Genomic DNA, 25692 nt, shown 5'->3' on the forward strand with positions numbered 1-25692 from the left:
TCGTCCTGAGCCAGGATCAAACTCTCAATTTAAAGTTTAATCATAGCTTACTTACTTAGTAAGTCTTTTTTCAAAAGAATTGCTGGTTTAGTTTAAGTCTAGTTTTAGACTTTATGTTATCTTCTCTGTTTAATTTTCAAAGACCAAGTTTTTATCGCCGTCTTTCTGACAGCTTATTCATCTTACCACTGTAAGATTTCTTTGTCAACACATTTTTCAAAAGTTTTTTAAATCTAATTTAAATTTCACTTTAAAATCTTGTGTTATTTTGTCGAACTGCGTTGCAGCGACATAACCTATAATATCACATCCATTGATGCTCAATAATATGTAATATGTCCTTAGAGTAATTTAATTATACATTCTTTTAATATATCTCTATATTCCTAAATATTTCACTAATTGATACACTTGGAAGTGTTTTCGCCTAAATATTGTTACAAAACAAACTATAAAGACACTATGAACATAATATTCATAGTGCTTTTATGCTGTTACCCCTGATATTTTACACAGCTGTACCAGTCGCAAATAAAATCCATAAATTAAGTAAAGTTCTATTAATAGTTAAAAACTAAAGTAACTACATATTAGTAAACTTCACATTTTAAGTGTATAGATTACTTCTCTATTAAATTTTAGGTAATATACGATAACACTCTAATAGTATAATATTCAAGGTTAGCCATACTCCGCCAAAAACATATCCTGCATAAATATCACTTGGATATTGTGTTTGATAAAATAGAACACTTATTCCGCCGAGAAAACATATTACTATAGTTATAACTACAGATGATATTCTAAGCCAAGTAATCTTCGTATGGCGTAATATGAGGAAACATACAAATCCATATGTAACTATAGCCATCAAAGATTGCTCACTAGGAAAAGTATATTTAATATTTCCTGCGAGCGATATGCCAAGTGGTCCCATATGTTTGAAAGCAAGCCTTAATAGAGCTTGTAAAGCCTCTCCACCTAAAACAGTGAAAAATGCAAACCTAATTTCAAGAAACTTATCTATACCTTTTATCATTATAAATGTAATTATACAAACAACAACGAATATTAGTGTACTTAAAGCAGTTATATAATAAAACACACTCATCAAGAATCGCCAATTTTCAGTAAAGATTATTTTCATAAGATAACTTACGATTGTATCAAATTGATTGAATTCATTAGCTAAGAAATCTTCAATGACACCTATTAAAAGAGCAAAAAAAGTAACAAAGGCAATAGCAACACCTAACATTGCAACTTTAATCTTACCGAAGGAATTAAATGTCTTCATACCCTTTCTAAGTATTCTTATAGTAGCTTCAATAATCTGTTGCTTATGACTCCTATACAAATAGATAATGACTATAATTATAGATATAATCACTCCACCTATGATTAAATATTGGGTAATTAGTTTATGATACTTCTCCCACTTAGTTCCTAAAAGCTTACCTAATGAAATAAATGTTGTAGTCCATAATATAGCTCCTATGTAAGAATTCAAAGCAAACTTTTTATATGAAATCTCCGTTATACCTGAAAAATATCCTGTAATATGTCTAACACCTGGTATGAAATATGCTATAATTAGCAACCTATTCCCATACTTATTAAACCATACTGAAGTTTTTTCCAATCCTTTTGGTCCCAGATGTATAAAATGACCATATCTTTTAAAAAAGCGGACGCCTAATCTTTTGCCGATAAAGTACGAAATTGTTATCCCAATAATTGTTCCACTTGATGCAACTGCAATACTAAAGAACCAATTTAATTTTTGCTGATTTACAAGAAAGCCACAATATGTCATGAGAAGTTCACCTGGAAGTGGAAATGCAATTAATTCTAATACTAATGCAATTAGCAACACTATATATCCATAATGATCAAGTAGTCCCGTTATATACTGCATTTTTCATCCCTCCACGGCTTAATTTTTATAAATTCATTCTAAATATAAGATATGGTTCTAATAAAATTATATCTTATCTTATGAAATTATACACAGATTGTCCATTAAACATATTAATTTTTTAGTATTAATCCTTAATACTTCTCGCTGACCATTTAATATTTATATTATATACCATTTCCTGTATTGATATCCTACTAAAGTTTTTACACATTTCTAATTCGGAGTGTACCTTAGAAAAATCCACCAAAGCAACAAGATTTATTTTTCATTGTATGAACTAAAAACCATAGATGAACCACTTCATACTTAAGTCAATGGAAAATACTACTTTATCTAACATAAAAATTATCCACTTTCCTAATTTATAGTAAAATAATAAAGCCTATAGCTAAATAAAAGGTGATAATTAGGTATAAGCTTTATTTTGATAATCCATACTATTTTAAATTTTATTTATGCTCTTACTATAACATTACCTGCTATGGCTATGTTCTTTATAATTGTTCCATAATCTCATAACAGGTGTTGATAGTTTCATTAAATCAATGCCGTTTTCATTGCTGCATACTCTATCAATCATATAGTCTAGACTTTTATTATCTAAACTTTTAATATAAGTGTCCATTTGCTCATTAGTTTGACTCTCTAAAAATCTTCTAAGAGTCAAGGAGTGATTATAGTTTTCAAACAATGGTTTAGTTAGTTCCTCATAAACTCCTATGTTGCAAATATCGTATGCTGCATATACACCAGTTAAAATAGAAGCGAATTGTCCGAAGCCAAGTCCAGGTGATATGGTACCAAAACAATTTCCAACGAAATATGTATTGTCTATCTTAGCTTTATTACATATCCCCATCATGTATCTAGTGATTTCAAATTTATCAGTAATTTTAAAGTTTTGTTTTAGATCCTTACATACTAAACTATACGCTTTTTCCCACATTACCTCTATATCTAATTTTATGTTGTCAGGATAATCAGGATAAGCAATAACTATATTTCCTTCTTTTTCAGAGAATGGGATAACCCAAATATATCCTTTAGGTATTATGTCATAGTTAAACCATACCTGTGGATTACTAGTCACAAAGTTTCCTTCAACAGTAGCACCTTTTATCGTTACAGTTAAATCACACTTATAATTACCCATATCTGTTGAATATTGTCCATCACCAGTAGCTAACACTACACAATCGAAGTGTTTGCACAAGTATGGATAATCATAGGTTGAGTTAAAATTAATTTCAGATTGTACTTGTCTAGCTAATTGATTTTCGTATGAATTATTATGTCTTCCTCTTACATTTGTATATCCAATTCTTCCCTCGATGTTCCCTATTTCATTTTTAGAATGAATAGTTAGCTTTTGAACACGCTCTAGAGGTTCTAAATTTATATGGTAATTTTCCGAAATATATCCTATTCCATCTTTAGCAGGCCTGTTTAAAACACCAAACATAGCTTCAGCGTTAATAAATCTATCACCTACTATACTACGGCTTTCAAAAATCGTTGGTGTAATCCCATGTTTTTCTAAGGTTATAGCGCAGGAAAGTCCTGACATTCCAGCTCCCATAATAGCAACTTTCATTTACAACACCTCTTGATATTTAGAAATTTTCAAATTACTTCTATAAAAGAATAATTTCATCTTCTCCATAACTGCATAATTTCAACAATATTATTAAACATAGCCCTAAGTTTTTATTTAATAATACTATCTTGTTAGTGTTAACCTTATTAAAACTCCTATGCATTTACACTTCAAATAACTTTATATATTTACAAGCCATTCTAATATAGTTGACATTTATCATTTATGCTCTAACCATCTGCATTCAGTAATATCCATTTCAGTAAAGGTCGCTTTAAAAGAAGATTTCTCAGGACTGCAAGCGTATATACCAAATCTTATTTTATCTGAACCTTCAAAAAGGTGACAGATTCTCATTTGTTTATAATCCACTCCATCATAAGAGTATTCTATACAAAAGTCACTTCCACGACGACTTAATCTGTAATACATAGATTTTATATCTGCTGCTATATCAGTAGTAGCCCAATCTGAATATCCATTATTAGTAACCACACTACCAAGTCTCTGATACTCATCATTTTCATATTCAACAGATGCTTTAAGCCAGTTATCACTATCTTGGTAAAGTACTATACCACATTGATCAAAGCGATGCTTAGTTTCAAATTCTGTCTTTACTGTAAAAGAGAAAAACTTCTCATCAGTTTCCATGATTAGCGCTGGCGCATTGTCATTTCTAAACCCATAATAAGTTCTCTGCCATAAATCTGTATTTGGCTTAGTGATCATAACTATTTTATCCTGTTCTACTGACTTTTCTTCTAATTCTCTTATCCAAAATAATTGTTTAGCATCAAATTTCATTATTCTCCCCCACCTTTTAGCCTACTATTCTAATATTAATTTAAGTTTTTAAAATAACTTACTACCTTTAATAATATCTAATTTCTTTAATTATATTTAATTTCTTTAATTATATAACTCTAACAATTAAGTTATACATAAGCTACCATCTTCAATCATACGTAGCTACACCTTTATAGAATTTAACTACAGATACTTACCAATCACCTTTATTGTTTTTCATCTATTACTATTACTCAACTTATTATACCATAAATTCACAGTTTCCCTTTTGTATTCTATTACTCTACAGGCAATAATAATGAATACATATATAAACTCAAGAAGGAAAATATAAAAATAAGTAATTAGAATTATTCTGGAGGTTATAGTTATGGAGAAAAGTCATGTAGACATGGAAAAACTTAATGGAATAGCTGAAGGCGAGCATTTTGAATTTAGAGACGTTGTATCTGCCACTTTACCAAAAAATGAACATGCACAAGATGGAGCTATTTTTAATAGGGAAGTTGAAGAAGGAGTTTATAGAGACATAGTTGTTGTCAATGAGGATGTGGATCATGTAAGATATAAAAAAGTTTAATTTAAAAACGGTGAGCGGAACTTCTATTTCTGCTCACTTTTATAATTTATATGAAAGCATGAAATTTCCAAGTTAGTTAAGCCTAGATATTTCAATGGTTTTATAAGTTTTTTATGACTATACAGTAAAAATTAAATTTCAAATTTCATATTCAATCCTCTACCTCATACTATTAACAGTAAAAACTATAAATCCAGCCGCTAGAAGTAAAAATATTACCACAATTGTTGAAATAAGCAATAATATATACAATATTTTAAACTCACTTCTTTTCAGAAAAACAGATAATATTATAGAAATTATAATATCCCCCACCCATAAAATGTACCCCAAAGTATTATCTAAGATTGTCCAATTAAACATCCAAAAATATGTTATGAGTATATTTAAAATTATGAACAGTACTCCTACCAATTTTACTTTCTTAGCCCGTGACACAATCGCCAACCCCTTTTTTAATACAAATATACCATAATAAGGTTATTACTTCAATTTATAATTTAGTCCTTTATACCGTAGTGGTTAAAATATACTAAAAAAACATATGTCATAGTCTTTTAATTTTGCAAGTATAAAGCCAATGGAATTTATGCATAATAAAACAAAGATCCATGGCATAATATTCCTAAAACAGACTAAATTGTTGATTCTTAATGTGATTACGTAAAGAATTGATATTAAGAGAGGATACTAAATAAATATGATAAGTATAACTAAACTATTATGTAATTCTATGAATTACGGGGATAGCATAAGATATGTAGAAGGTGCTGCTTTAGAAAAGTATGGGGTTAGTCCTGGAAAGGGTCCCGTAGTTGCTTGGAATTGCACAAAAACCTGTAATCTAAAGTGTAAGCATTGCTATGCAAGTTCAGATAGTAAAAAATATGATGGTGAGCTTACGCTATATGAAGCAAAAAAATTCATTGATGACTTAAAGGATTTTAATGTACCTGCACTGTTATTTTCTGGTGGCGAACCATTAATGAGAGAAAACATCTTGGATTTATTAGCTTATGCAAAAGAAAGAAAAATCAGAAGCACCATCTCCACCAACGGAACACTTTTAGATAAATTTACTTGCAAAGCTTTAAAGAAAATAAATCTTGGATATGTTGGTGTAAGTCTTGATGGAATCGGATCAAATCATGATAATTTTAGAGGGGTTAAGGGTTCCTTTGATAACGCTCTTAAAGGTATAAGAAACTGTATTGAAGCAGGTCAAAAGGTTGGACTTAGATTTACTATAAACAAAAATAATTATAAAGAATTAGAAGATATATTTAAATTAATAAAAGAAGAAAAAATCCCTAGAGTATGCTTTTATCATTTAGTTTACTCAGGTAGAGGAAATAAAATGATTGAAGAAGATATTTCTAACGAAGAAACTAGGCAAGTTTTAGATTTAATCATAAATAAAGCTATAGAATTTGGCCCTAGTGTTGAGATACTTACAGTAGATAATCATGCAGATGCAGTTTACACATACTTAAGTTCAATAAACAAATTCAAGGATAAAACTGAAAATATGTTAAAGCTTTTAAAAACTAATGGGGGAAATAGATCCGGAATGGCTTTCGCTAATGTCGATTTTTATGGAGATGTTCATCCAGATCAATTTACATGGCAATATACTTTAGGAAATGTTAAAGAAGAAAGTTTCGGATCAATTTGGAAAAATTCTAATAACGAAATACTAAATGGTCTTAGAAATAGAAAGTCTTTGTTAAAAGGTAGATGCTCAAACTGCCAATGGTTAAGTGTATGTAATGGAAACTTTAGAACCAGAGCAGAAGCAATACATAATGATTTTTGGGCAGAAGACCCTGCTTGTTACCTCAATGATGAGGAGATCTTACTGCAGCCCCAATTATAGCAGTATATTCATACAACTATATATCTTTTTAACTATTTATATATTTAAATAGTTGATTATAAAGTTTTGTGAATTCTAAATCTTATAGTTAAACAGGTTATAAGCTTTATTCTAGTGAAATTATGGATGTACCACTTCGTAATGAAATTTATTATTTTTAAATTCTCTCACCAGAAGCCGTGAGAGTTTTAAAAATAAAGTGAGGTTCGAACTAGTACATCTATAAGTATATCAAGATATATATTGATGTAGCACGAAAATAAGCAAAAAATTATAAAAAGGTGTGTAAAAACAAGTGATAATATCCTGGAATACAACAAACAAATGTAATTTAAAATGCAGCCATTGTTATAGAGATTCTGGAAAGGAAGTTCAAGGTGAATTAAATACTGAAGAAGCAAAAAAACTTATAGATCAAATTGCAAAAGCTAATTTTAAAATTATGATATTCTCCGGCGGCGAGCCCTTAATGCGTAATGACATTTTTCAACTTATAAGTTACGCTTCTAAAGCTGGGTTAAGATCTGTTCTTGGAACAAATGGTACCCTTATATCTAAAGAAATGGCTCAAAGATTAAAAGATTCTGGAATTTCTGCCATAGGCATAAGCCTTGATAGCTTAAATCAAAATAAACATAATCTTTTCAGAGGAAATGCTACAGCTTTTAAAGATACTCTTAATGCAATGAAACATTGTAGAGATATTGGGATTAGGTTTCAAATTCATACAACCGTTATGGATTGGAATAAAGATGAGATTATTAGTTTAACTGATTTTTCAGTGGCCATGGGTGCAGCAGCACATCACATTTTCTTTCTTGTTCCTACTGGAAGGGGAAAAAATATAGAAGATGAGTTATTAAGTCCAAAAGAATATGAAGCTCTACTAACTTCCATAATGAAAAAGCAAAGTGAAGTTAATATAGAAATAAAACCAACTTGTGCTCCCCAATTTGTCAGGATTGCAGAAAAATTAGGTATTGATAGTAGATTTAAACGTGGCTGTATTGCCGGGATAGATTATTGCATAGTTAACCCTATAGGCGATGTTCAAGCCTGCGCTTATTTAACTGAGGTAGCAGGCAATGTTAGAGATAGTGATTTTAATGAAATTTGGAGAAATAGTCAACTTTTTAATAGCCTAAGAGATCAAAAATATAATGGTCACTGCAACAGTTGTTCCGCCAAAAAAAATTGTGGTGGTTGCAGAGCACGATCTGCATATTATCACAATGGAGATTACATGTCAGATGATAAGATCTGCATGATCAACAATTAGGACAAATAAACTATTTAATATATAGATAAACCAGTTCCAAGTGAAATGTATCTAACAAGTTAATTAATAATAATAGTTAAATGTATTATTAATGTGTTTTTTAATAATGGAAATGGGTTATCTATTCCACTTAATCAGATAAACTACTTCAGTCCTTAAACTCCTAGTATAGATTCTAATATGAAGTAGTTTATCTATACTAGACCATTTCTAAAGGAGTATTTTTATGGATGTAATAGATGAAAATTTACTTAACCTAATGCAAAATGAAGTTCCAATAGATAAAAGACCTTTTAAAATACTAGGCGAACAGTTGTCACTTACAGAAGATGAAGTTCTAAAAAGAGTAAACAGATTAAAAAGTGAAGGTATTATAAGACGAATAGGCGGTATCTTTAATTCAAAAAAAATCGGTTATATAAGTACTCTTTGTGCTGCTAAGGTTCCAGAAAATGAAATTGAGGAAGTTGCATCATTAATAAATCAGTATGATGAAGTAACTCATAATTACATAAGAGAAGCTGATTATAATATGTGGTTTACAGTAATAACCGATTCTCATGAAAGCTTAAATAATATCCTACAGGAGATACAAATAAAAACTGCCTTAAAAGATATAATAAGTTTGCCATCAATTAAGTTATTTAAAATCAAAGTAGCTTTGAACCTTCAAGGAGATGATAAGATTGATTGATAGTTTTGATAAAAAAATAATAAGAAAATTGCAAGAGAATATTTCAATAACTGCTACCCCATATAAAGAAATGGCTGATGAACTTAATATCAGTGAAGATGAACTTATACATAGAATAAAAACTTATAATGAAACTGGTGTATTAAAAAGAGTCGGAGCTATACTCTATCATAGAAAAGTAGGATTTAATGCTAATGCTATGGTAGTTTGGAGAATTGATAATGAGACCTTAGATGAAGCAGGAAAATATATGGCTTCTTTTTCTGAAATAAGCCATTGTTATGAAAGAAAACCTTGTGATTCTTGGAATTATAATCTTTATTCAATGATTCACGGAAAAGATAAAGAATGTTGCAACAAAATCATTGAGAAAATTTCTAATGATATAGGTGTTAAAAATTATAAAATTTTATATAGTACTAAAGAACTTAAAAAGACCAGCATGAGGTATTTCTTATAAAAAACCAATTATCATAACTTATTATTGAATAATTGGTTTTTTATTTTAACTATCACATTTATAAACATATGTACTATTTTGCGTTTACGTATTCTCTGTCTTTTTCCATTATGTGTTCTTTAATCCATATAACTATAAAATCTAATAGATCTTGAACATACTTATCTTGATTTGAATCAACATCATTTAAGTTAACATTACTCACCTTTTGAATAAAGGAATCATGTTCAATCTTATGAGTAAATAACTTTTTATATCCTATGCTTGCAAGATATTCCTCTTCAGCAGAAAAGTGAAATTGAGCATAATCTCTTAGCTCTACTATTATCTCCATTATTCTGTCATACTTGTCCACATAGAAATCATTCTTTAAAAGCTCATAGCCTTTATTAGCTATTTCAAATAGTTTCTTATGTTCATTGTCTATCTTTTCCATACCAAGTTCAAATTCAGGTTTCCAATTAAACATTATAACCGCTCCTCTTTAAACAATTATTATTCACAAATATAAATAATTATATCATGTATATCTAAAAAATACTGTAAATAAAAAATACATTTACAATAAATATTTTATCAAATTAAATTAAAACCAACTATTATAATTTTGTTAAGATTTCCAGTATTTAATTAATCCATCCTCTATCTGAAAAATTAAACTTCCTGTTTCGCTTAAATATTCAATATACGGTCTTAAAAGCCTTTCAATTAAACCATATCTAGCCATAGTATCTATTCTTAAATTGAAATTTTTAGTAACAGCTGACCTAATACGATCCATTGTCATACCATCTTCTATCACTTCATATACCTTTAAGGATATAGCTTTGTAGAATTCTAGGTTAGCTCCTATAAGCTCTGTGATATTCTCGTAGATTCCCTTATGTGCGACAATGTATTTGCTACATTTTAAAGCATAAAGCTTATTCTTACTTTTTAAATCTTCACTTACTATATAAGCATATGGAAGCTTTGCTCCTCTCATAGTTTCATAACTTACTAAAGCATCTCCTAAATAACAAACCTCATCTGGAGTGGTAATGCAAATATGAGCAGCACTATGCCCTGGAGTATGAAAAACATCAAACTTAATTCCGCAAACTTCCATATAACTTTGCTTATGAGAAATCATAATATCTGTTTCACAAACCATATCCCCAAACTGTTCTCTAATCTCAGTTAAGGTTAACATGCTGTAATATCCTTTTAAATTAACAATAGAGCTGCAAAGCATAGCTTCATAAGTCGGCATTGCAATAATGCAGTTATATTTATTCTTAAAATATGTATTATTTCCTATATGATCAACATGGGCATGAGTGCATATTATAGCCGATATCTTAAAATTATTATCTACAAGAAGTTTTTCAATTCCCTGTCTTTCTCCTTTGGCTAAACCAGAGTCCAACATAATTATTTCTTCATCATTTATCTTATAAAATGGAATATAAGTTCTTCCAGTATCTATACAAAAAGTATTCCCCTTAACTTCTTTTATCTTCATATAGTATCCTAGTAAAAGAGTGTGCTATATCTATTAGAGCCACTAAATACTTTTCCTTTCCTAATATGCTAATATACTACATCAGTTTAAAAGTATTTTCAATATCACCAAAAGATTGTCAGAGGAATGTGCTAAATCCTTTATTTATGTCTTGGACTACTCATCAATGGAATTTGGTTAATCTCAAGTCATTTTAATTTACTGCCTGATTTTTATTGGAGGATTATATGTATGTGCTGGATTATCCTTGATACTGGTGGGATTATATGCATAGAATCATGATATTTCTAAGTTAAAAAATTATGGCTATGTTTAAGAATATTGTTGAAATTGATTGGTTATACAGGAGACGCTATATGAGCAAGCAACTAGAATTAAATGATTTTTTCAGATGGAATGGCTCTAAAAAATCGCTAATCGTTCTTTATTAGTGATTTTTTTACGCATCTGCCTTTTCTGAACGTATGTGAAGAAATTCTGGCAGGCGATATATTTTTACTTTTTACTTTTTAATCAAATAACCTTTTTATTTTCTTAAATTTAAGATATGAAAGATTTATAAAAAGTATGGATTATTAAAAAGTAAAACTGTACTGTTCGAACGTAGTAAGTTTACAGTTTTAGCCATGGAATATGAAAAAATCATATTAATTCTTTGCGTAAGCTCATTAAAGCGTCAGATGATTAACCAATCAATTTCTACACGGTGCTTTAACTCTCCAAAATTACAAAAGAACTTTATCTAAAAAAGCTTTTGGAAAATAAAAATAACCAATTGCATCAATAAATAACGCAATTGGTTATACTTTTCAACTAATTTACTATAGAATTATGCAGATAAGTCCACCATTACCTTCATTTATTATCTTCTGAAGGGTCTTTTGGATCTTAACTTGTACGTCTTCTGGCATCTTGTAGAGCTTGTTTTGTAGTCCTTCTTTTACAAGAACTTCAAGAGACTTACCAAACATATTACTCTGCCATAGTTTTGTTGGATCACTTTCGAACTGTTCTAGAAGAGATTTAAATAGCTCTTCTGTTTCTTTTTCTGTACCCATTATTGGTGATATCTCTGTTTCGATATCTGCCTTTATGAAATGCAAGCTTGGAGCGCTGGCTTTTAGCTTAACCACATACTTTCCACCTTGCTTTACAAACTCTGGATCTTCAAACTTCATTTCTGTTAACTGAGGTGCTACAAGTCCATAACCGGTTTCTTTTACTTCCTTCAAAGCATCTGAAACCTTATCATATTCAACTTTAGCTTCATTAAGGTCTTTCATCAAAGTCATAAGTTCACTTTCTGATGATATATCGTTGCCACATAATTCACTAAGTATTTTGTAGAAAATGCCTTGCTTTGGATTTAGCTTTATTCTTGCTGTACCATCGCCTAGGTTCATCTCATCAATATCAGTTAATCCCATGAAATCTTCTTCTCTATATCCATCTAAGCAAGTCTTTATGTCTCTAACTTTAAATATGTTTTTACACATATCCTTAACTATGTTTAAGAAATTCTCTTTTAACCAGTGAGATGGATCTAATTTTTCTATCCATTCTGGCATATCTATGTTTACTTCCTTCACTGGGAATTCCTTAAGTACTTTTTTGAATAAATGGGTTATGTCTTCTTCCTTCATGGATAATACATCCATAACCTGCACTGGAACACTGTACTTTGCTTCAAGTTGAAGCTTAAGCTCCTTTGTTTCAGGTGCATTTACTTTAGTTGTATTAAGTACAATAATGAAAGGCTTATCTATTGTTTTTAATTCTTGAATTACTCTTTCCTCAGCATCAACATAATCTTCTCTAGGTATTCCTGTTATACTGCCGTCTGTTGTTATAACTAAACCGATAGTTGAATGATCTGTAATTACCTTTCTTGTACCAATTTCAGCAGCATCTTCAAAAGGAATTTCATAATCAAACCATGGAGTGGTAACCATCTTTGCTTGCTCACCCTCCATATAGCCTAAGGCTCCTTTTACAATATAACCAACACAATCAACCATTCTTACCTTGAATTTTAAGCCTTCATCTAAAGAGATTTCTATAGCTTCATTAGGTATGAATTTAGGTTCAGTAGTATGAATACTTTTGCCTGATCCTGATTGTGGCAGCTCATCCTTAGCCCTTTCTTTTTTATATGAATTTTCTATCTTTGGTATTACCATAAGATCCATGAATCTTTTAATAAATGTAGACTTACCAGTTCTTACAGGCCCAACAACACCAACGTAAATGTCACCTTGGGTTCTTTCAGCTATATCCTTATATATATTAAAGCTGTCCAAGATATACCCTCCTATATATATTATTAACACTACATATATATTGAAATAATTCGGAAAATATTCATAATTTTTTCTGATTTTAGAATATATATTAGTATTTTTGAAAATGAGAAAACCTCACACATCTCATATTTCAAATATATTCAAAGGATTATATAAATACTTCTTTTTCTAATGAAATAATTAAAAATATTTTTTATACCTTATTCATATTTTTAGGTCTTCCCCTATGTTTTCTATCTGAATCATACTGCTGCCACTATACTACTTTTTCATTATATTGAGTCCTCGGTTCCTTTACTTCTGCAAAATATCCAACATAAATACCTCCTAGAGGAATAACATGTTCTGGTATGTTTAAAATATTTCGAACATGAATGAAGCTAGAATCCTATAATTAAACTATGTTATAATTTACCGAGATCATAATAAATACTGGTATTAATAAAAAAATAACTTATACTATATTAAGTTATTTTTTCCTATATGAATTGAGGGATGAAGAATGAAAATTATAAAAAAGAACCCTACAGATTGTGATGCTATTATCCTGATGGAAGAGTTATCAAAAACTTTAGAGTCAATTACAGGTGACAGTGGAAAAAATTCTTTTGATCCAAGTGATGTCTGTATTCCACGTTCTTTGTTTGTAATTGCATACGACGAAGCTTACGAACCATTGGGCTGCGGTGCTATCCGCCCTATTGATGAAGATATAGCTGAAGTTAAAAGAATGTTTGCTAAAGCTAAAACGAAAGGGGTTGGAACGAAGATTCTCCTACATTTAGAATCGGAAGCATTAAAGCTAGGTTATTCAACTATATGGCTTGAGACTAGAGTGATAAACAGAGCTGCAGTATCTTTCTATAAAAAGAGAGGCTATATTCAGATTCCAAACTACGGTAAATATATAAATAACCCTAAAGCAATATGTTTTGAGAAGAAATTACTTTAAAGAAAGGCTGTGTTTAATAATATTGTTGAAATTATCCTTGTCTTTTCTTTTAACTTATATTTTATTAAATCTCTTAATAAGTCTACATTCTGCACATTAATAATATAATAAGGCCTAAATTATAGGATCTAAGAATTACATCTCTCCTACTTATATAAACAATAATACTCTGTAGTGAAAAATTGTTCTTGGAAATTCACTGCATTCTTTATATCTTCTTCTTTTAAAATAATATCCTCAGGAACTACAATCCACTTATCTTCCACATCATTTAACCTATGTACTACTGCTATTACCTTTCCAGTAAAACTTTTTACTGGAATATCAATTCCTAAAATATAAGCATCCTGTTCTGCCCCATCTCCAGCAATTATTCCTTCTACATACCCATAGTTTACGGTATAGAAAATAGTTTTGTGTCTAGGATGATATGTGCCTAGTGGTCTATCAACTGTAACTGTAACCATCTTTCCTAAAATATCATAGCTATTCATAAAAACTTTATCTCCTTTAATGAAATTTTATTCGTTTGGACATTCTCCCTTTCTTGCAAGGATGATTACAGATAAATAATCCTGTATCATTTCTCTTGTAACTTCCATCTCACTTAAATATAAATCCGCTAAAGCTTTTTTAAACTCTAGTAGTTGTTCTCTATTTCCAGCATTAGTTGGAACAGGTGTATATTCCACTAAAAATACTGTTCTTGCTACATCATACAAAAAATCTCCGTGGCATATATTCATAAAGTCAATAACAATAGCATGCTCGTTCGATATTAGTATATTATCTGGATGGAAATCTCCATGACAAAATGTATTACCTTCTGGAAGCATGTCTAATATACTCAAAGCCTTTTGCTGCTCTGTTGTTTTTAATGAAGATATATTTACTATATTTTCTCTTAAGAAATCCTTGTAATTAGGCACATCACTAACTTTATTCTGCCCCATTTTCTTGTGCAGTTTTGCCATAATTACTGCACACTGCTGCACATTTCCTGTCTTTATAACCCACTGGAGAAGTGATTCTCCCTCTACTTTATCGTATATAATACCAGTCTGTTCTCCTAAATCTAGGATTTCGTAAGCCTTTGGTTTTTCAAAACTCATGTCTTCAACGGACTTTGCATTATGAAATTCTCTTTCTATAGCATCTTTAGAATATCCTTTATGAAAAAGTTTAAGAACCCTATCATCTTCCCACTGATATACTGTAGCAGTATTTCCTATACCAATTATCTTCTTAATCTCCACTTCCAACCTCCTAATCATAAAATTACTAACTTCTTAAATTATAATTTCATTTTAATCGATATATATTTCTATCTTTTGTTACTGTTTTTTACTTTATCATATCCATTAACAACTAATACCGACGCTATTAAAGCTAAGAAATATGAAATGCTACTTATACCGCTTTCACTGCTTCCTTCAGTTGTAAGGAAATTTCCTGCTAGTATATATAGAACCAAAGACAATCCCAAAACTTTAAGTACATACTGATTTTCTTTTTTCTTTAAAAAGCTGCTTACAGAAAAATACTCTTCTTCGTCAGTTATATTCTTATTTTTATTATCCTCTTCCACAATAATCCCCTCCACAATTTCACCATTTCACAAACTGTATTACACTTCAATTAATGGTAATTATATCATAAAAAGATATCCGTCAATAATATAAATCTTAAATATTAAAACTCCAATAGTTTCAAATTAATACATTAAAACTATTGGAGTTCTCTCATAGGCTTTTTTGAACAACAAGTTATTCAATATATCAGAGTAGATGTCTTACATTATATATTTTTATTAAAAAGCTTATAATACACTGCTTCAGCATCAAACATCAATGCAGAAAAATGTTTCTTTAAACTTTTGTTACCTAATAGTTTTCCAACTTCCACCACTGCAACTATTGCTAACATCCCTATACCCAGAATACCATCAAGGGAGTTATCATTCACAAAATATGTCCAAGTGGAAAGCGGCGGTTTATTCCTCTCATTAATTTCTTCAAAGGTAATTTCTGAGTTTTGAAGTTTTATATAATCATTCTTTATTGACTCTTCTATCTCTTGCTGTAAAATTTCAAACTCTTCTACTAAAGTTATATTAAATACTGTTAGTGGATTTTTACCACCCAAGATATTAAGATGAATTCCTTCTTTAATGTTAGCAATTTTATCAAGATAGTCTGCCCAGCCTTTATCAATATGAAATAATCTTAGATTTCTTTTAAATTGTTCAATCTCAGTATCAGTATATTTTAGTTTTAATTTCTCATATAAGGTTGAAAAATCTTTATGCAAAATCTCATCATTAAATTCGCCATTAATTATTTCTATACGGTTATTGTACATGCATTGTCTTTGATCATTTAATATAAAGGCAAACCTATATAATTCTCGTCTTAAATCTGAGTTCTTTCCTTGAACAATCCTCTGCACTTGGTTTATTTTATAGTTGAATATGGGATTTGATAGTGCCTCATTCGTTTGTCTGGGCATTCTTTTCTCTGGAATAATATTCTGTATTCCATACTTTACGATAAGTTCATCCTCTAAACTTATAAAGAATCGTGTTATCCCTGGATCACCTTGTCTCCCTGATCTTCCCTTCAACTGTTTATCAATTCGTAGACTCTCATGAAGATTTGTTCCAATAACGTATAAACCACCCAAGTCTTTTATTTTTTCTCTTTCTTCCCCTTCAGGGCCACCTAGTAATATGTCAATTCCACGTCCAGCCATATTGGTTGAAACAGTAACTGCTCCTAAAACCCCTGCTCTTTCAATTATCTTTGCCTCTAACTCATCGTTTTTGGCATTCAGTACCTGGCAGTTAACTCCATTACCTAGTAATTGCTCTGCTAAATCCGAAGACTCTTTAACACTACTAGTTCCTATTAGAATAGGTTGACCAGTCAAGTGTACCTTTTTTATTTCCTTAACCAAAGCTTCGTATTTTGCTTCCTTATGAGTAAATACGTAATTTGGTAGGTCCTTTCTGATGGATTTACGATTAGATGGTATTACTGCAATCTCCTTACCATAAACATCATAAAGCTCATATTCTGCATCAACAGCAGTTCCTGTCATACCAGCTACACCTTCATATAATCCAATAAAATGCTGAAGGGTTATTTGTGTTATAATACGCCCCTTTGTCTGTACATCTAAATTCTCTTTAGTTTCTAATGCACCTTGAAGTCCATCAGGCCAATGTCTATTCTTTGCAACACGCCCTGTAAATTCATCTACCATTTCAATCTTGCCATCTCTTACAATGTAATCTATATCCTTTTCTAAAAGTACATCAGCATAAAGAGCGCTATTTACTTGTCTTAATAAATCAAAGTTTTCTTCTGCATACAGGTTTCCACAACCTAGTGACTCTTCAATATGATCTATCCCACTATCTGTTAGATATACATTTATTGAGTATTCGTCAGTAGTGTAATCAAAGGCTGGTTTTAGTGTTGCTACTGCTTCTCTAACCTTTCTAAGATTTAACTCTTTTTCATCTGAGCTAGAAGCTATTACAAGTGGAACTCTTGCTTCATCTATTAGTATAGAATCCGCCTCATCTATAATTGCAAAATGGAAAGGTCTATGTATTAAATCTTCTTTTCTGTAACAAATTGAATCCCTAAGAAAATCAAAACCTGCTTCCTTTGCGGTAACATATGTTATATCACAGTCATAAGCTTGCTTCTTTTCATTAATACTCATATTTTCTTGGATAAAGCCAACAGTTAAGCCTAAAGATTCATATATTGGTTTCATCCAAAGAGCATCTCTCTTTGCTAAATAATCATTAAAGGTAAGTATATGCACACCTTTTTTGAAAATTCCATTTATATAGGCTGGAAATACTGCTGTAAGAGTTTTTCCTTCACCGGTCTGCATCTCAATCAATTTTCTATCGTTAAGAGCTACAGCAGCTAATAACTGCACGTCATAAACTTCAAATCCTAAAGTTCTTTTTACAGCCTCTTTTACTAGAGCAAAGCCACCTATAAAAAGTTCACTAGTTAACTCTCCCTTAGATGCCCGTTCCTTTAATCTATTTGACTTACTTAATAATTCCTCATCACATAGAGATTTATAATCAACTTCTTTAATTGCTTCTACTATACTTTTATAGTTATTCATAATAGTTTTCTTAAGCATTTCAATTCCCTCCTTTGATTTTATACTCATATGATAAAATCCTAATATATCATATTAGAATCTGAAGCTCTCATTTACTTAGGCAATTACAATACAACTCTTTTAAATAGAAAAATATTTATAATAATCTAATACTACCATATTGTGTAAATGATACAATATATGATTGCAATAAAAAATCCGATTAAGTCTCCTAATAATCTATTCAACACAATTGAAATTAATAGGTTTATTCAGCTTGTAATTTTTATAATTCTTTATAAAGTAAAAAAAAGTTGGTACACATGAATTATCTATTTCATATGCACCAACTCTTCATCTGTTTATTTTTTTACTGCTTTCATCGCAATGTGTGTTAGGTAATTTTCTATATCAGCCTCATGAAGATTAAAGTCAGAGTGGCTCTCCACAACTCTTTTCCATCTTCTATTGTGTCTACATAAGTGACATCAACAATGCTGTTCTTACCCCACAATTTCTTCCACCAAATAGTACTATGGAAACAGTACATATCTGGCTCATAAAACTCTTTCATTTTCTCAGGTAGTCCGTTCGTGAATTCTCTTGTAAGTCCAGGACTCACAATTCCAAATTGCTCACCTTTCTTGCCTAACTTTTAATAATAGTTAAGATTATAACATCCTCTTATAACGCGATAAATATATTTATGATAAATATCTTATTTCTATTATGCAGCCTTCATATCTTCTTCAGTTTCTTTCTTAGTCCCTCCAAAGGAAAATGATAAAATAAGACCTACTACCACAATGCCAAAGGCTACCAATGCTGCACTTGAGAAACCTTTTGCCACTGCAGCTTCATTTGTCATATTGCCTAAGGCTAAAGTCTTTGTTTGAACCGCTGACATTATTCCAATAAAAAGTGAAGATCCAATAGCAGCAGAAACTTGCTGAAGTGTATTCACTATTGCAACTCCGTCAGGATAATACTTTTTAGGCAGCTGATTTAAAGAATGTGTTTGAGATGGTGACATAGTGAATCCTACTCCAATACATAAACATATATATGTTATTACAATTCTAGCCAATGATGTTTCATTACTAGAAAAAGATAATATAAGTGTAAAAACCGCCATTATAGCTATTCCCATAGGTACTAAACGTTTCACACCAATCTTATCATATAATTTCCCACCTATTGGCGTTGCTATCCCATTAAAGATTACAGCTGGTAACAGTGAAAGAGCAGCAACAAAACTTGTTTTTCCAAGTGACCCTTCGATATACATCGGTAGCATTACATTCATCGTAAACATGATCATCATAGATACCATAACTAATAATACACCTATTACAAACTTAGGATACTTAAAAGGAGATAAATTAAGCATTGGCTCATCCAAGGTAAGCTGTCGCTTTATAAAAATTGCTGTTGCAATTAGCCCCAGTATGAAGCTTACTAAAGCAACTTTAATATCACTGCCACTAATACTGCTTATCCCATATATTATAGCTCCAAGACCCAAAGTGGATAATATTACTGACATAATATCTAATTTTGGATTTGTAAGTTCTGCAATATTTACTAAGATTAAGTTTCCAGCTATCATAACTAATATTATGATTGGAATTAAAGCTATAAATAAAGCATGCCAACTGAAATACTGTAATATTATTCCCGATACTGTTGGTCCAAAAGCAGGTCCAAGCGATATTGCTGAGACACATATAGCCATAGATGCTCCAATTTTTTCTTTTGGTGCTACTAGTAATACTGTATTCATCATGATTGGAATCATCATCCCTGTTCCAGATGCTTGAACCATTCTTGATATTAATAGCATACTAAAAGAATTAGAAAATGCCGCTAATATAGTTCCTACAAGCAATAGCCCTAATGCACTTAAAAATAAGTTTTTGGTCTTAAAGCTTTGTATAAGAAAAGCAGTAACAGGCACCATTACAGACGTTACTATCATATATGCTGTAATTATCCACTGAACTGTTCCCGCGTTAACTCTCATTTCTTTCATGATCCCTGACAAGGCTACATTTAATATAGTTTCATTAAATGTAGCAATAAATGCACTTAATACTAATACTGCTATAATTGCTGTTGAATTCACCTTTTTTTTAGTGTTAACTTTGTTTTTTGCTTCCATTAATTCTCCTCCATTCACTAGACCAGTCTACATAATTAAACTTCATAAAAATGGAGCATCTAAAGATTTTTCGTATTTAAGTGTAATCTTTAGATAACTCCTATACTTTCATATACTTATAATTCTATTGAAATTAATTCTTTTGAGTAAGCTCATTAAAGCGTCGGATGAATAGCCAATTAATTCAGCACCTTATACTTTTATTAGTGCTCCAATTTGCTTAGCTGCTGTTCTCAAAGCTTCTCCATTTTTTCTGGTTAAACTAAGTATTATAGCGCCTTCTGTTAACGCCAAGATAAGCGTCGCTATTTCCTTAGCTCTATCTTTATCCACACCATACTCTGTAAGTTTTTCAAAATATATATGTTCTATAGAAGAAAAGGTTTGTTCACAGGCTTCACGTAAAATTTCACTAGTATCATAGATTTCTAAGGCTAATAAACTTATTGACATATCTCTTAGCTTCTTCTCATTTTCCAATATTTCAGCTAAACCTATGATATTAGCTGTAATACCTTCAATTGGGTTATTGAATCTATCTAAGGATTTTTTTAAATTCTTAGTTATCTTATCGCATGCAAATTTAATTGATTCTAATGCAAGTTCTTCTTTTCCATTTGGAAAATGATAGTAGAAAGAACCTTTTGGAGCTCCACTTTCCTTAAGTATTTCATTTAATCCAGTAGCGTGATATCCCTTCATTTCAAAAAGTCTACATGAAGTTTCTATAAATTTAGCTTTTGCATTTGTATTAATTCCCATAAGCTTATAAAATCTTACCTTTCAGTTTATTATGGTGACTGGTCTACATGTAAATTATAATTATATTATTTCAAAATTTCAACAGATTTTTTATTTTTATTTTTGGATTTTAAAAAACCCCTCTTAAAACTAAGAGGGATTTCAAAAATAGATTCTATTTAGAACTGGTTTAACTTCCTGAGCTTTCATAACTCTTAATTCCTCGAGTCCAAAGTCCGTATGCAAGTATCCAAGCCACCATTGCACAAAGTATAGTTCCCCCTACTCCATACACAAAACTGACCTTACCTAACATATATTCGGCAGGAACGAAGGCCGTAAAAGCAAATGGAACAATAAACTGAACTACAATACTTATTGCTCTTGGATAAATACTTATTGGATATTTTGCAAAAGTACTAATGTTATAAACCATAAAAACAAGGTTTATAGAATTTTTAATCCAAAATGCAAAGGATGCAAAAAATAACTTTATGGAGGTATAGATTACTGCTCCAGCAAATACAAGTATTATGAAAATTATGATATTAACTATAGATATAGAAATACTTATCTTAGGCACTGAAATCGCTAGAATTACTATTCCTACAATAATTTCTCCAAAGGCATCAGGTTGAAACCTCTCAGATATCATCTGAAAAAAAGGGTTTATCGGTCTTACTAAATATCTATCAAAAGTCCCTTGAATCACCATATCTCTTGCGAAAATCCAAATGTTATCCATAATTAAATGATCTATTCCTCTAGGTAACTGTGCAAATCCGTAAATAAATAACATATCATAATAACTCCACCCATTCAGAGTTGGGATATTATTAAATACTAAGTTAATAAAAGCTATACCAGAGGCTTGGATTAGGAAAAATCCGAACAACCCAAAGAAAAAATCCACTTTATATTCCATTAGACTTTTTAAATATTGAACTAAAAACTTTTTATAAAGCTTAACATATCTCATAATATTAACCTCCAAGTATGGTTAGTTTCTTCATTGATCTATTCCACATGAAAGTACTTAATAAAGCAAGCAGCACTATCCAAACTACTTGAACTAACAAACTATTTATAATTTCGTAGCCTTTTATTTTCCCTAAATATATCATTATAGGAGTATAATTCATTGATGAAAAAGGTACAAATTTTAATACATTCTGAAACCAGTGTGGAAAAAATACTAACGGTATTAGTGACCCTGAACAAAATTCAACAACTGCTGCTTGTATTTGAGAAATTCCCCATAAATTTGTGAAGGAAAATGCTAGTAAACCAACACAATAGTTAAAGAAGAACAGAACAAAATATGCTAATATGCAACTAATTAAATATAAGCCTAAAGTCATTATATCTGGTGGTAGTTCTCCAATAGTTACATATCTTACAATCAACAATATTACCCATAGAGGTAAGGCTGCAAATATCAGAAAGGCTGCTGTTCCTCCAAAGCATTGAAAAAGCACTCTTCCCATAAAATTTATCGGCTTAATTAGAGACATAGCTATAGAACCATCCCTAACTTCTCCTCCTACAAAATAAGTTGCATTATTATCTAAAATTCCAGCTGTTATCCTACTCATAAATACATATAAAGCCATCTCAGCAGCTGTAAACCCATACATAACTCCTTGAGGCGAATTGGCAAAAATAGCTTTCCAAAGATAATAAACTACAAAGGTTGCGATTATATTGCCTAATATAAACATGTACACATTTGCTCTATAGGCTACGAATCTTTGAATAGAACATTTTAAGAAAGGCATATAGACTTTTGCTAACCTTCTCATTAAACATTCACCTCATTCCTATATATCTTCTTGACTATTTCCTCTATGCTTGTTTCTTTGATTGATACATCTAGCACTGGACACTCTTTCATAATCACATAAATTATATCTGATACTGGAATTTTGTTCTTATTAAATGTGACTATTACTGCCCCTACTCCCTCTTCTATTAACAAATCTTCCTTTGAGAAATTTAATGATTTATTAATATCAAATCTTTCAAACACTTCAGTACTTTTTACCTTTATCTCCACTTGACTCATATATCCAAAGGTACTCTTTATTGCTTCAATACTTCCATCATATATTTTCTTACCATTATCTATAATAATTATCCTATTACACAGTTCTTCAATATCGTTTAGATCATGAGTAGTTAATATAACGGTTGTACCAAATTCTTTATTTATCTCTTTAATAGCTTTCCTTACTTTTTCCTTTACTATTACATCAAGTCCTATAGTTGGTTCATCTAGATATAGTATTTGAGGGTTATGAAGAAGTGATGCTGCAAGATCTGCTCTCATTCTTTGTCCTAAAGAAAGGCTTCTTACAGGTGTTGCCATGAATTCACCAAGTCCTAATACGTCATCTAAAAACTTCATCCTATATTCAAAATCCTCATTTGAAACTTCATATATCTCTTTCAATACAGTAAAAGTTTCTCTTAAGGCTAGGTCCCACCAAAGCTGAGTTCTTTGACCAAAAACTACCCCTATTTTCTTTGCATTTTCTGTTCTATTTTCATATGGCACTATACCATCTACGGTAACTTTTCCACTAGATGGTGTAAGAATCCCTGTCATCATCTTTATTGTGGTAGACTTCCCTGCACCATTAGCCCCTATATAACCTACTATTTCTCCCTTATTTATTGTAAAGGTCATGTTGTCAACTGCCTTTTTTAAAGTATAATCTCTTGAGAACAAACCTTTAAATGCTCCCTTGAGTCCTTCTTGCTTCTTCACTGTTTTAAATTCTTTGCAAACATTCTCTAATACAATCATGTATTCTCCTCCTAGCTCCTATACATAAAGATAGTCCTTCTAGCCTTAATATTCTTTAACAACTTATATTGAAAGCTTTTATTTACTAAATATTAATATTTTCAAAATCATCTTCGTGCTGTATTGCTTAGTTCTACAATAAGCAACCGATTGCACAAAGTAGAATAAAAAATCCACTTTATTGCCACTTTTCATTGTAGTTTGCTTTTATTTAGTTGTCAATATATGTAACTGTTTTTTGTAACAACCTATAAATCCTATTCTCATATAAAAAACTAACTAAACCGACCTTCTTCAGTTGTTTTTTTGCATCTACCTTTCCGAATGCTTACGAGAAAACTTACAGACGAACAAGTTTGTTTTTTACTATATCCCCTAAAAAGCTATGCTAAACACTCAAAATTATTAGGTTTAGCTAGCCTTAAAACTTTATACTTTCCTATGAAAAAAACAAGCTCCTTTTCATTACACTTTGTGAAGATTTTACTTTTATGACTGATTCCTTTACAGTAAAAAATAAGAACTCCCATGTATATGAGAATTCTTATCTTATTAATACTAAAATATCAACTACATACGCTATCAATATAACATTTAGTCTTTATATAGATGTACCACTTCGAACCGAAATCTATTTTTAAAGCTCTCACGGGTTCTGGTGAGAGAATTTAAAAATAATATATTTTATTACGAAGTAGTACATCCATAGCAATGATTATTTCAAAAGTTCTTTTATATATCCGCTTAGTTCTTTTGCTGCTTTTTCATGAGACAATAATCCAGGATGATTTCTTGCCCCCACTGTTTCATCTGTTGTGTTTGGAAGTTGGAATACAGTTACCTTGTCATCTTTTGTTGCTTTAACATAAGTATCTACAGCTCTATAGATGGCTGGCATCATAGGTATACCAAGCATTCCATATGCCCATATAATCTGAGCTTTCTTATTATATTTTCTGATTTTAACAAGAAAATTATAAACAGCCTCCTCAAAGGATTGTAGATCCTCTCTATTATAAGTACCATCTTCATTCAATCGTTGCTTATGAGTCTTACCACTTATTTCATCTTTCCATTCTGGATTATTGAATGCCCCTGAATCATTTGTCCCAAGATTAACTACTACAACATCTGGCTGCCAGGATTCAAAATCATTTTCTTTAAATGCCCCCAAACTTTCGTTTTTAGCCCCAGTGAGCAAACCGCATACCTTATTATAATATTTAGGTATATTGTAATAAGGATTATTATCCCAGCTTGTATATACTCCCCAACCACTTTGAGATATAATCCTATAATCTGCATTTAAAGCTTCGGATGTAAGATTGCAATAGTTATCTATTGCGCTAAACCACATAGGTATCCAATCCTCTTCAACTTTACTTCCTATTGCCCCTTCACCAGATGTTATACTATCTCCTATAAATTCAATCTTATATGGTTTTTCTTCTATTGGAAAAAACTCTCCATCAAATTTTACTGCATGTATTTGCATTAAGCATCCTGGATCTCCGCTCATAGCTTGTACATCTTTCACTACCTTAATATTTTTTATCATATCTTTATTCATTCCCCTAAATACACAAACCCAATATTTTCCAGCTACTAGCATTTGCCTACTTACAGGAACCGAATTAATAATTACACTAATCCAAGGTTCACAAACATCATAGTCAATTTCTACTTCAATCCAAAGTTCAGTTCCCTTTGCATTCAATTCAATAGCACTACCTGTCCAGAATAATGTAAGAGGTGAAAGACATCCAGTTGTCCTACCATGAACTTTTAAATTTTCTATATCAGATAATTTTTGCACCCTCAATTTTTCATTTTCTCTCACTATTTCCTCACTCCTAACTTTTATACTACTT

At 30.7% G+C, this 25692-nt stretch carries 23 protein-coding genes; 6 read left to right on the forward strand and 17 right to left on the reverse strand.

Translation table 11 applies throughout. The features are described 5' to 3' along the window. Nucleotides 1–631: 631 nt before the first annotated feature. The 3 genes from OCU55_RS10175 to OCU55_RS10185 all read right to left on the reverse strand — a co-directional run bounded on the left by OCU55_RS10175 (nucleotide 632) and on the right by OCU55_RS10185 (nucleotide 4325). On the reverse strand, nucleotides 632–1918 hold the full coding sequence (locus OCU55_RS10175) for a VTT domain-containing protein (protein WP_261852210.1): 1287 nt from the start codon (nucleotides 1916–1918) through the stop codon (nucleotides 632–634). 475 nt (nucleotides 1919–2393) lie between these two features. Beyond that, the gene (locus OCU55_RS10180; RefSeq protein ID WP_261852211.1) at nucleotides 2394–3515 is read right to left on the reverse strand and encodes an NAD(P)-binding protein; all 1122 of its coding nucleotides are present in this window, start codon (nucleotides 3513–3515) and stop codon (nucleotides 2394–2396) included. A 222-nt stretch (nucleotides 3516–3737) separates the two neighbouring features. After that, complete coding sequence (locus OCU55_RS10185; protein WP_261852212.1) at nucleotides 3738–4325, reverse strand: DUF1349 domain-containing protein; 588 nt, start codon at nucleotides 4323–4325, stop codon at nucleotides 3738–3740. Between the two features lie 373 nt (nucleotides 4326–4698). On the opposite strand from OCU55_RS10185, the gene OCU55_RS10190 reads away from it, so the two are divergent. From OCU55_RS10190 to ahbB, 5 genes are all read left to right on the forward strand, one after another. Next, nucleotides 4699–4908 (forward strand): hypothetical protein, encoded by a 210-nt coding sequence (locus OCU55_RS10190; protein ID WP_261852213.1) that lies wholly within the window; start codon nucleotides 4699–4701, stop codon nucleotides 4906–4908. Between the two features lie 700 nt (nucleotides 4909–5608). After that, nucleotides 5609–6784 (forward strand): putative heme d1 biosynthesis radical SAM protein NirJ1, encoded by a 1176-nt coding sequence (nirJ1, locus tag OCU55_RS10195; protein WP_261852214.1) that lies wholly within the window; start codon nucleotides 5609–5611, stop codon nucleotides 6782–6784. A 295-nt stretch (nucleotides 6785–7079) separates the two neighbouring features. Continuing rightward, complete coding sequence (nirJ2, locus tag OCU55_RS10200; RefSeq protein WP_261852215.1) at nucleotides 7080–8063, forward strand: putative heme d1 biosynthesis radical SAM protein NirJ2; 984 nt, start codon at nucleotides 7080–7082, stop codon at nucleotides 8061–8063. 226 nt (nucleotides 8064–8289) lie between these two features. After that, the gene (ahbA, locus tag OCU55_RS10205; RefSeq protein WP_261852216.1) at nucleotides 8290–8757 is read left to right on the forward strand and encodes a siroheme decarboxylase subunit alpha; all 468 of its coding nucleotides are present in this window, start codon (nucleotides 8290–8292) and stop codon (nucleotides 8755–8757) included. Further along, nucleotides 8750–9217, forward strand: a complete 468-nt coding sequence (gene ahbB / locus OCU55_RS10210) for a siroheme decarboxylase subunit beta (RefSeq protein ID WP_261852217.1) — start codon at nucleotides 8750–8752, stop codon at nucleotides 9215–9217. Before ahbA ends, ahbB begins: the two co-directional genes overlap by 8 nt. A 73-nt stretch (nucleotides 9218–9290) precedes the next feature. Here ahbB and OCU55_RS10215 read toward each other — a convergent pair whose 3' ends face one another. The 3 genes from OCU55_RS10215 to spoIVA form a co-directional block, all read right to left on the reverse strand. Next, nucleotides 9291–9686 (reverse strand): bacteriohemerythrin, encoded by a 396-nt coding sequence (locus OCU55_RS10215; RefSeq protein WP_261852218.1) that lies wholly within the window; start codon nucleotides 9684–9686, stop codon nucleotides 9291–9293. A gap of 141 nt (nucleotides 9687–9827) precedes the next feature. Further along, nucleotides 9828–10721, reverse strand: a complete 894-nt coding sequence (locus OCU55_RS10220) for an MBL fold metallo-hydrolase (protein WP_261852219.1) — start codon at nucleotides 10719–10721, stop codon at nucleotides 9828–9830. Between the two features lie 821 nt (nucleotides 10722–11542). Then, nucleotides 11543–13021: a stage IV sporulation protein A gene (spoIVA, locus tag OCU55_RS10225; RefSeq protein ID WP_261852220.1), complete on the reverse strand. Its 1479-nt coding sequence runs from the start codon at nucleotides 13019–13021 to the stop codon at nucleotides 11543–11545. Nucleotides 13022–13526: 505 nt separating this feature from the next. Between spoIVA and OCU55_RS10230 the strand changes: the two genes are divergently transcribed. Continuing rightward, nucleotides 13527–13976 (forward strand): GNAT family N-acetyltransferase, encoded by a 450-nt coding sequence (locus OCU55_RS10230; RefSeq protein WP_261852221.1) that lies wholly within the window; start codon nucleotides 13527–13529, stop codon nucleotides 13974–13976. Nucleotides 13977–14122: 146 nt separating this feature from the next. Here OCU55_RS10230 and OCU55_RS10235 read toward each other — a convergent pair whose 3' ends face one another. From OCU55_RS10235 to OCU55_RS10285, 11 genes are all read right to left on the reverse strand, one after another. Continuing rightward, complete coding sequence (locus tag OCU55_RS10235) at nucleotides 14123–14470, reverse strand: inorganic pyrophosphatase (protein WP_261852222.1); 348 nt, start codon at nucleotides 14468–14470, stop codon at nucleotides 14123–14125. A gap of 27 nt (nucleotides 14471–14497) precedes the next feature. Continuing rightward, nucleotides 14498–15232 carry an aminoglycoside phosphotransferase family protein gene (locus OCU55_RS10240; RefSeq protein WP_261852223.1) on the reverse strand — a complete coding sequence of 245 codons (735 nt, stop codon included), beginning with the start codon at nucleotides 15230–15232 and terminating at the stop codon, nucleotides 14498–14500. Between the two features lie 68 nt (nucleotides 15233–15300). After that, nucleotides 15301–15564 (reverse strand): hypothetical protein, encoded by a 264-nt coding sequence (locus OCU55_RS10245; protein ID WP_261852224.1) that lies wholly within the window; start codon nucleotides 15562–15564, stop codon nucleotides 15301–15303. A gap of 209 nt (nucleotides 15565–15773) precedes the next feature. Further along, nucleotides 15774–18149, reverse strand: a complete 2376-nt coding sequence (locus OCU55_RS10250; RefSeq protein WP_261852225.1) for a preprotein translocase subunit SecA — start codon at nucleotides 18147–18149, stop codon at nucleotides 15774–15776. A 367-nt stretch (nucleotides 18150–18516) separates the two neighbouring features. Beyond that, entirely contained in the window at nucleotides 18517–18732 is a 216-nt protein-coding gene (locus tag OCU55_RS10255) for a hypothetical protein (RefSeq protein ID WP_261852226.1), read from the reverse strand. A 105-nt stretch (nucleotides 18733–18837) separates the two neighbouring features. Beyond that, a complete protein-coding gene (locus OCU55_RS10260) occupies nucleotides 18838–20271 on the reverse strand; it encodes a DHA2 family efflux MFS transporter permease subunit (protein WP_261852227.1) in 1434 nt (477 codons plus the stop codon). 192 nt (nucleotides 20272–20463) lie between these two features. Then, nucleotides 20464–21033 (reverse strand): TetR/AcrR family transcriptional regulator, encoded by a 570-nt coding sequence (locus OCU55_RS10265; RefSeq protein WP_261852228.1) that lies wholly within the window; start codon nucleotides 21031–21033, stop codon nucleotides 20464–20466. A 169-nt stretch (nucleotides 21034–21202) separates the two neighbouring features. Further along, nucleotides 21203–21994 (reverse strand): ABC transporter permease, encoded by a 792-nt coding sequence (locus OCU55_RS10270; RefSeq protein ID WP_261852746.1) that lies wholly within the window; start codon nucleotides 21992–21994, stop codon nucleotides 21203–21205. Between the two features lies 1 nt (nucleotide 21995). Then, nucleotides 21996–22814 (reverse strand): ABC transporter permease, encoded by an 819-nt coding sequence (locus OCU55_RS10275; protein WP_261852229.1) that lies wholly within the window; start codon nucleotides 22812–22814, stop codon nucleotides 21996–21998. Next, nucleotides 22814–23821, reverse strand: coding sequence for an ABC transporter ATP-binding protein (locus OCU55_RS10280; RefSeq protein ID WP_261852230.1), 1008 nt, complete (start codon nucleotides 23819–23821; stop codon nucleotides 22814–22816). Before OCU55_RS10280 ends, OCU55_RS10275 begins: the two co-directional genes overlap by 1 nt. Nucleotides 23822–24536: 715 nt before the next feature. Continuing rightward, nucleotides 24537–25661, reverse strand: coding sequence for an SGNH/GDSL hydrolase family protein (locus OCU55_RS10285; RefSeq protein WP_261852231.1), 1125 nt, complete (start codon nucleotides 25659–25661; stop codon nucleotides 24537–24539). Nucleotides 25662–25692: the final 31 nt, after the last annotated feature.

This window comes from Clostridium folliculivorans, assembly GCF_024341905.1.
GTDB classification, from domain to species: domain Bacteria; phylum Bacillota; class Clostridia; order Clostridiales; family Clostridiaceae; genus Clostridium_AR; species Clostridium_AR folliculivorans.

Coding starts and splice junctions, on each gene's coding strand:
- OCU55_RS10175 (WP_261852210.1), bottom strand. CDS start 1,918: ATGCAGTATATAACGGGACTACTTGATCATTATGGATATATAGTGTTG.
- OCU55_RS10180 (WP_261852211.1), bottom strand. CDS start 3,515: ATGAAAGTTGCTATTATGGGAGCTGGAATGTCAGGACTTTCCTGCGCT.
- OCU55_RS10185 (WP_261852212.1), bottom strand. CDS start 4,325: ATGAAATTTGATGCTAAACAATTATTTTGGATAAGAGAATTAGAAGAA.
- OCU55_RS10190 (WP_261852213.1), top strand. CDS start 4,699: ATGGAGAAAAGTCATGTAGACATGGAAAAACTTAATGGAATAGCTGAA.
- nirJ1 (WP_261852214.1), top strand. CDS start 5,609: ATGATAAGTATAACTAAACTATTATGTAATTCTATGAATTACGGGGAT.
- ahbA (WP_261852216.1), top strand. CDS start 8,290: ATGGATGTAATAGATGAAAATTTACTTAACCTAATGCAAAATGAAGTT.
- OCU55_RS10215 (WP_261852218.1), bottom strand. CDS start 9,686: ATGTTTAATTGGAAACCTGAATTTGAACTTGGTATGGAAAAGATAGAC.
- OCU55_RS10220 (WP_261852219.1), bottom strand. CDS start 10,721: ATGAAGATAAAAGAAGTTAAGGGGAATACTTTTTGTATAGATACTGGA.
- OCU55_RS10230 (WP_261852221.1), top strand. CDS start 13,527: ATGAAAATTATAAAAAAGAACCCTACAGATTGTGATGCTATTATCCTG.
- OCU55_RS10235 (WP_261852222.1), bottom strand. CDS start 14,470: ATGAATAGCTATGATATTTTAGGAAAGATGGTTACAGTTACAGTTGAT.
- OCU55_RS10250 (WP_261852225.1), bottom strand. CDS start 18,149: ATGCTTAAGAAAACTATTATGAATAACTATAAAAGTATAGTAGAAGCA.
- OCU55_RS10260 (WP_261852227.1), bottom strand. CDS start 20,271: ATGGAAGCAAAAAACAAAGTTAACACTAAAAAAAAGGTGAATTCAACA.
- OCU55_RS10265 (WP_261852228.1), bottom strand. CDS start 21,033: ATGGGAATTAATACAAATGCAAAAGCTAAATTTATAGAAACTTCATGT.
- OCU55_RS10275 (WP_261852229.1), bottom strand. CDS start 22,814: ATGAGAAGGTTAGCAAAAGTCTATATGCCTTTCTTAAAATGTTCTATT.
- OCU55_RS10280 (WP_261852230.1), bottom strand. CDS start 23,821: ATGATTGTATTAGAGAATGTTTGCAAAGAATTTAAAACAGTGAAGAAG.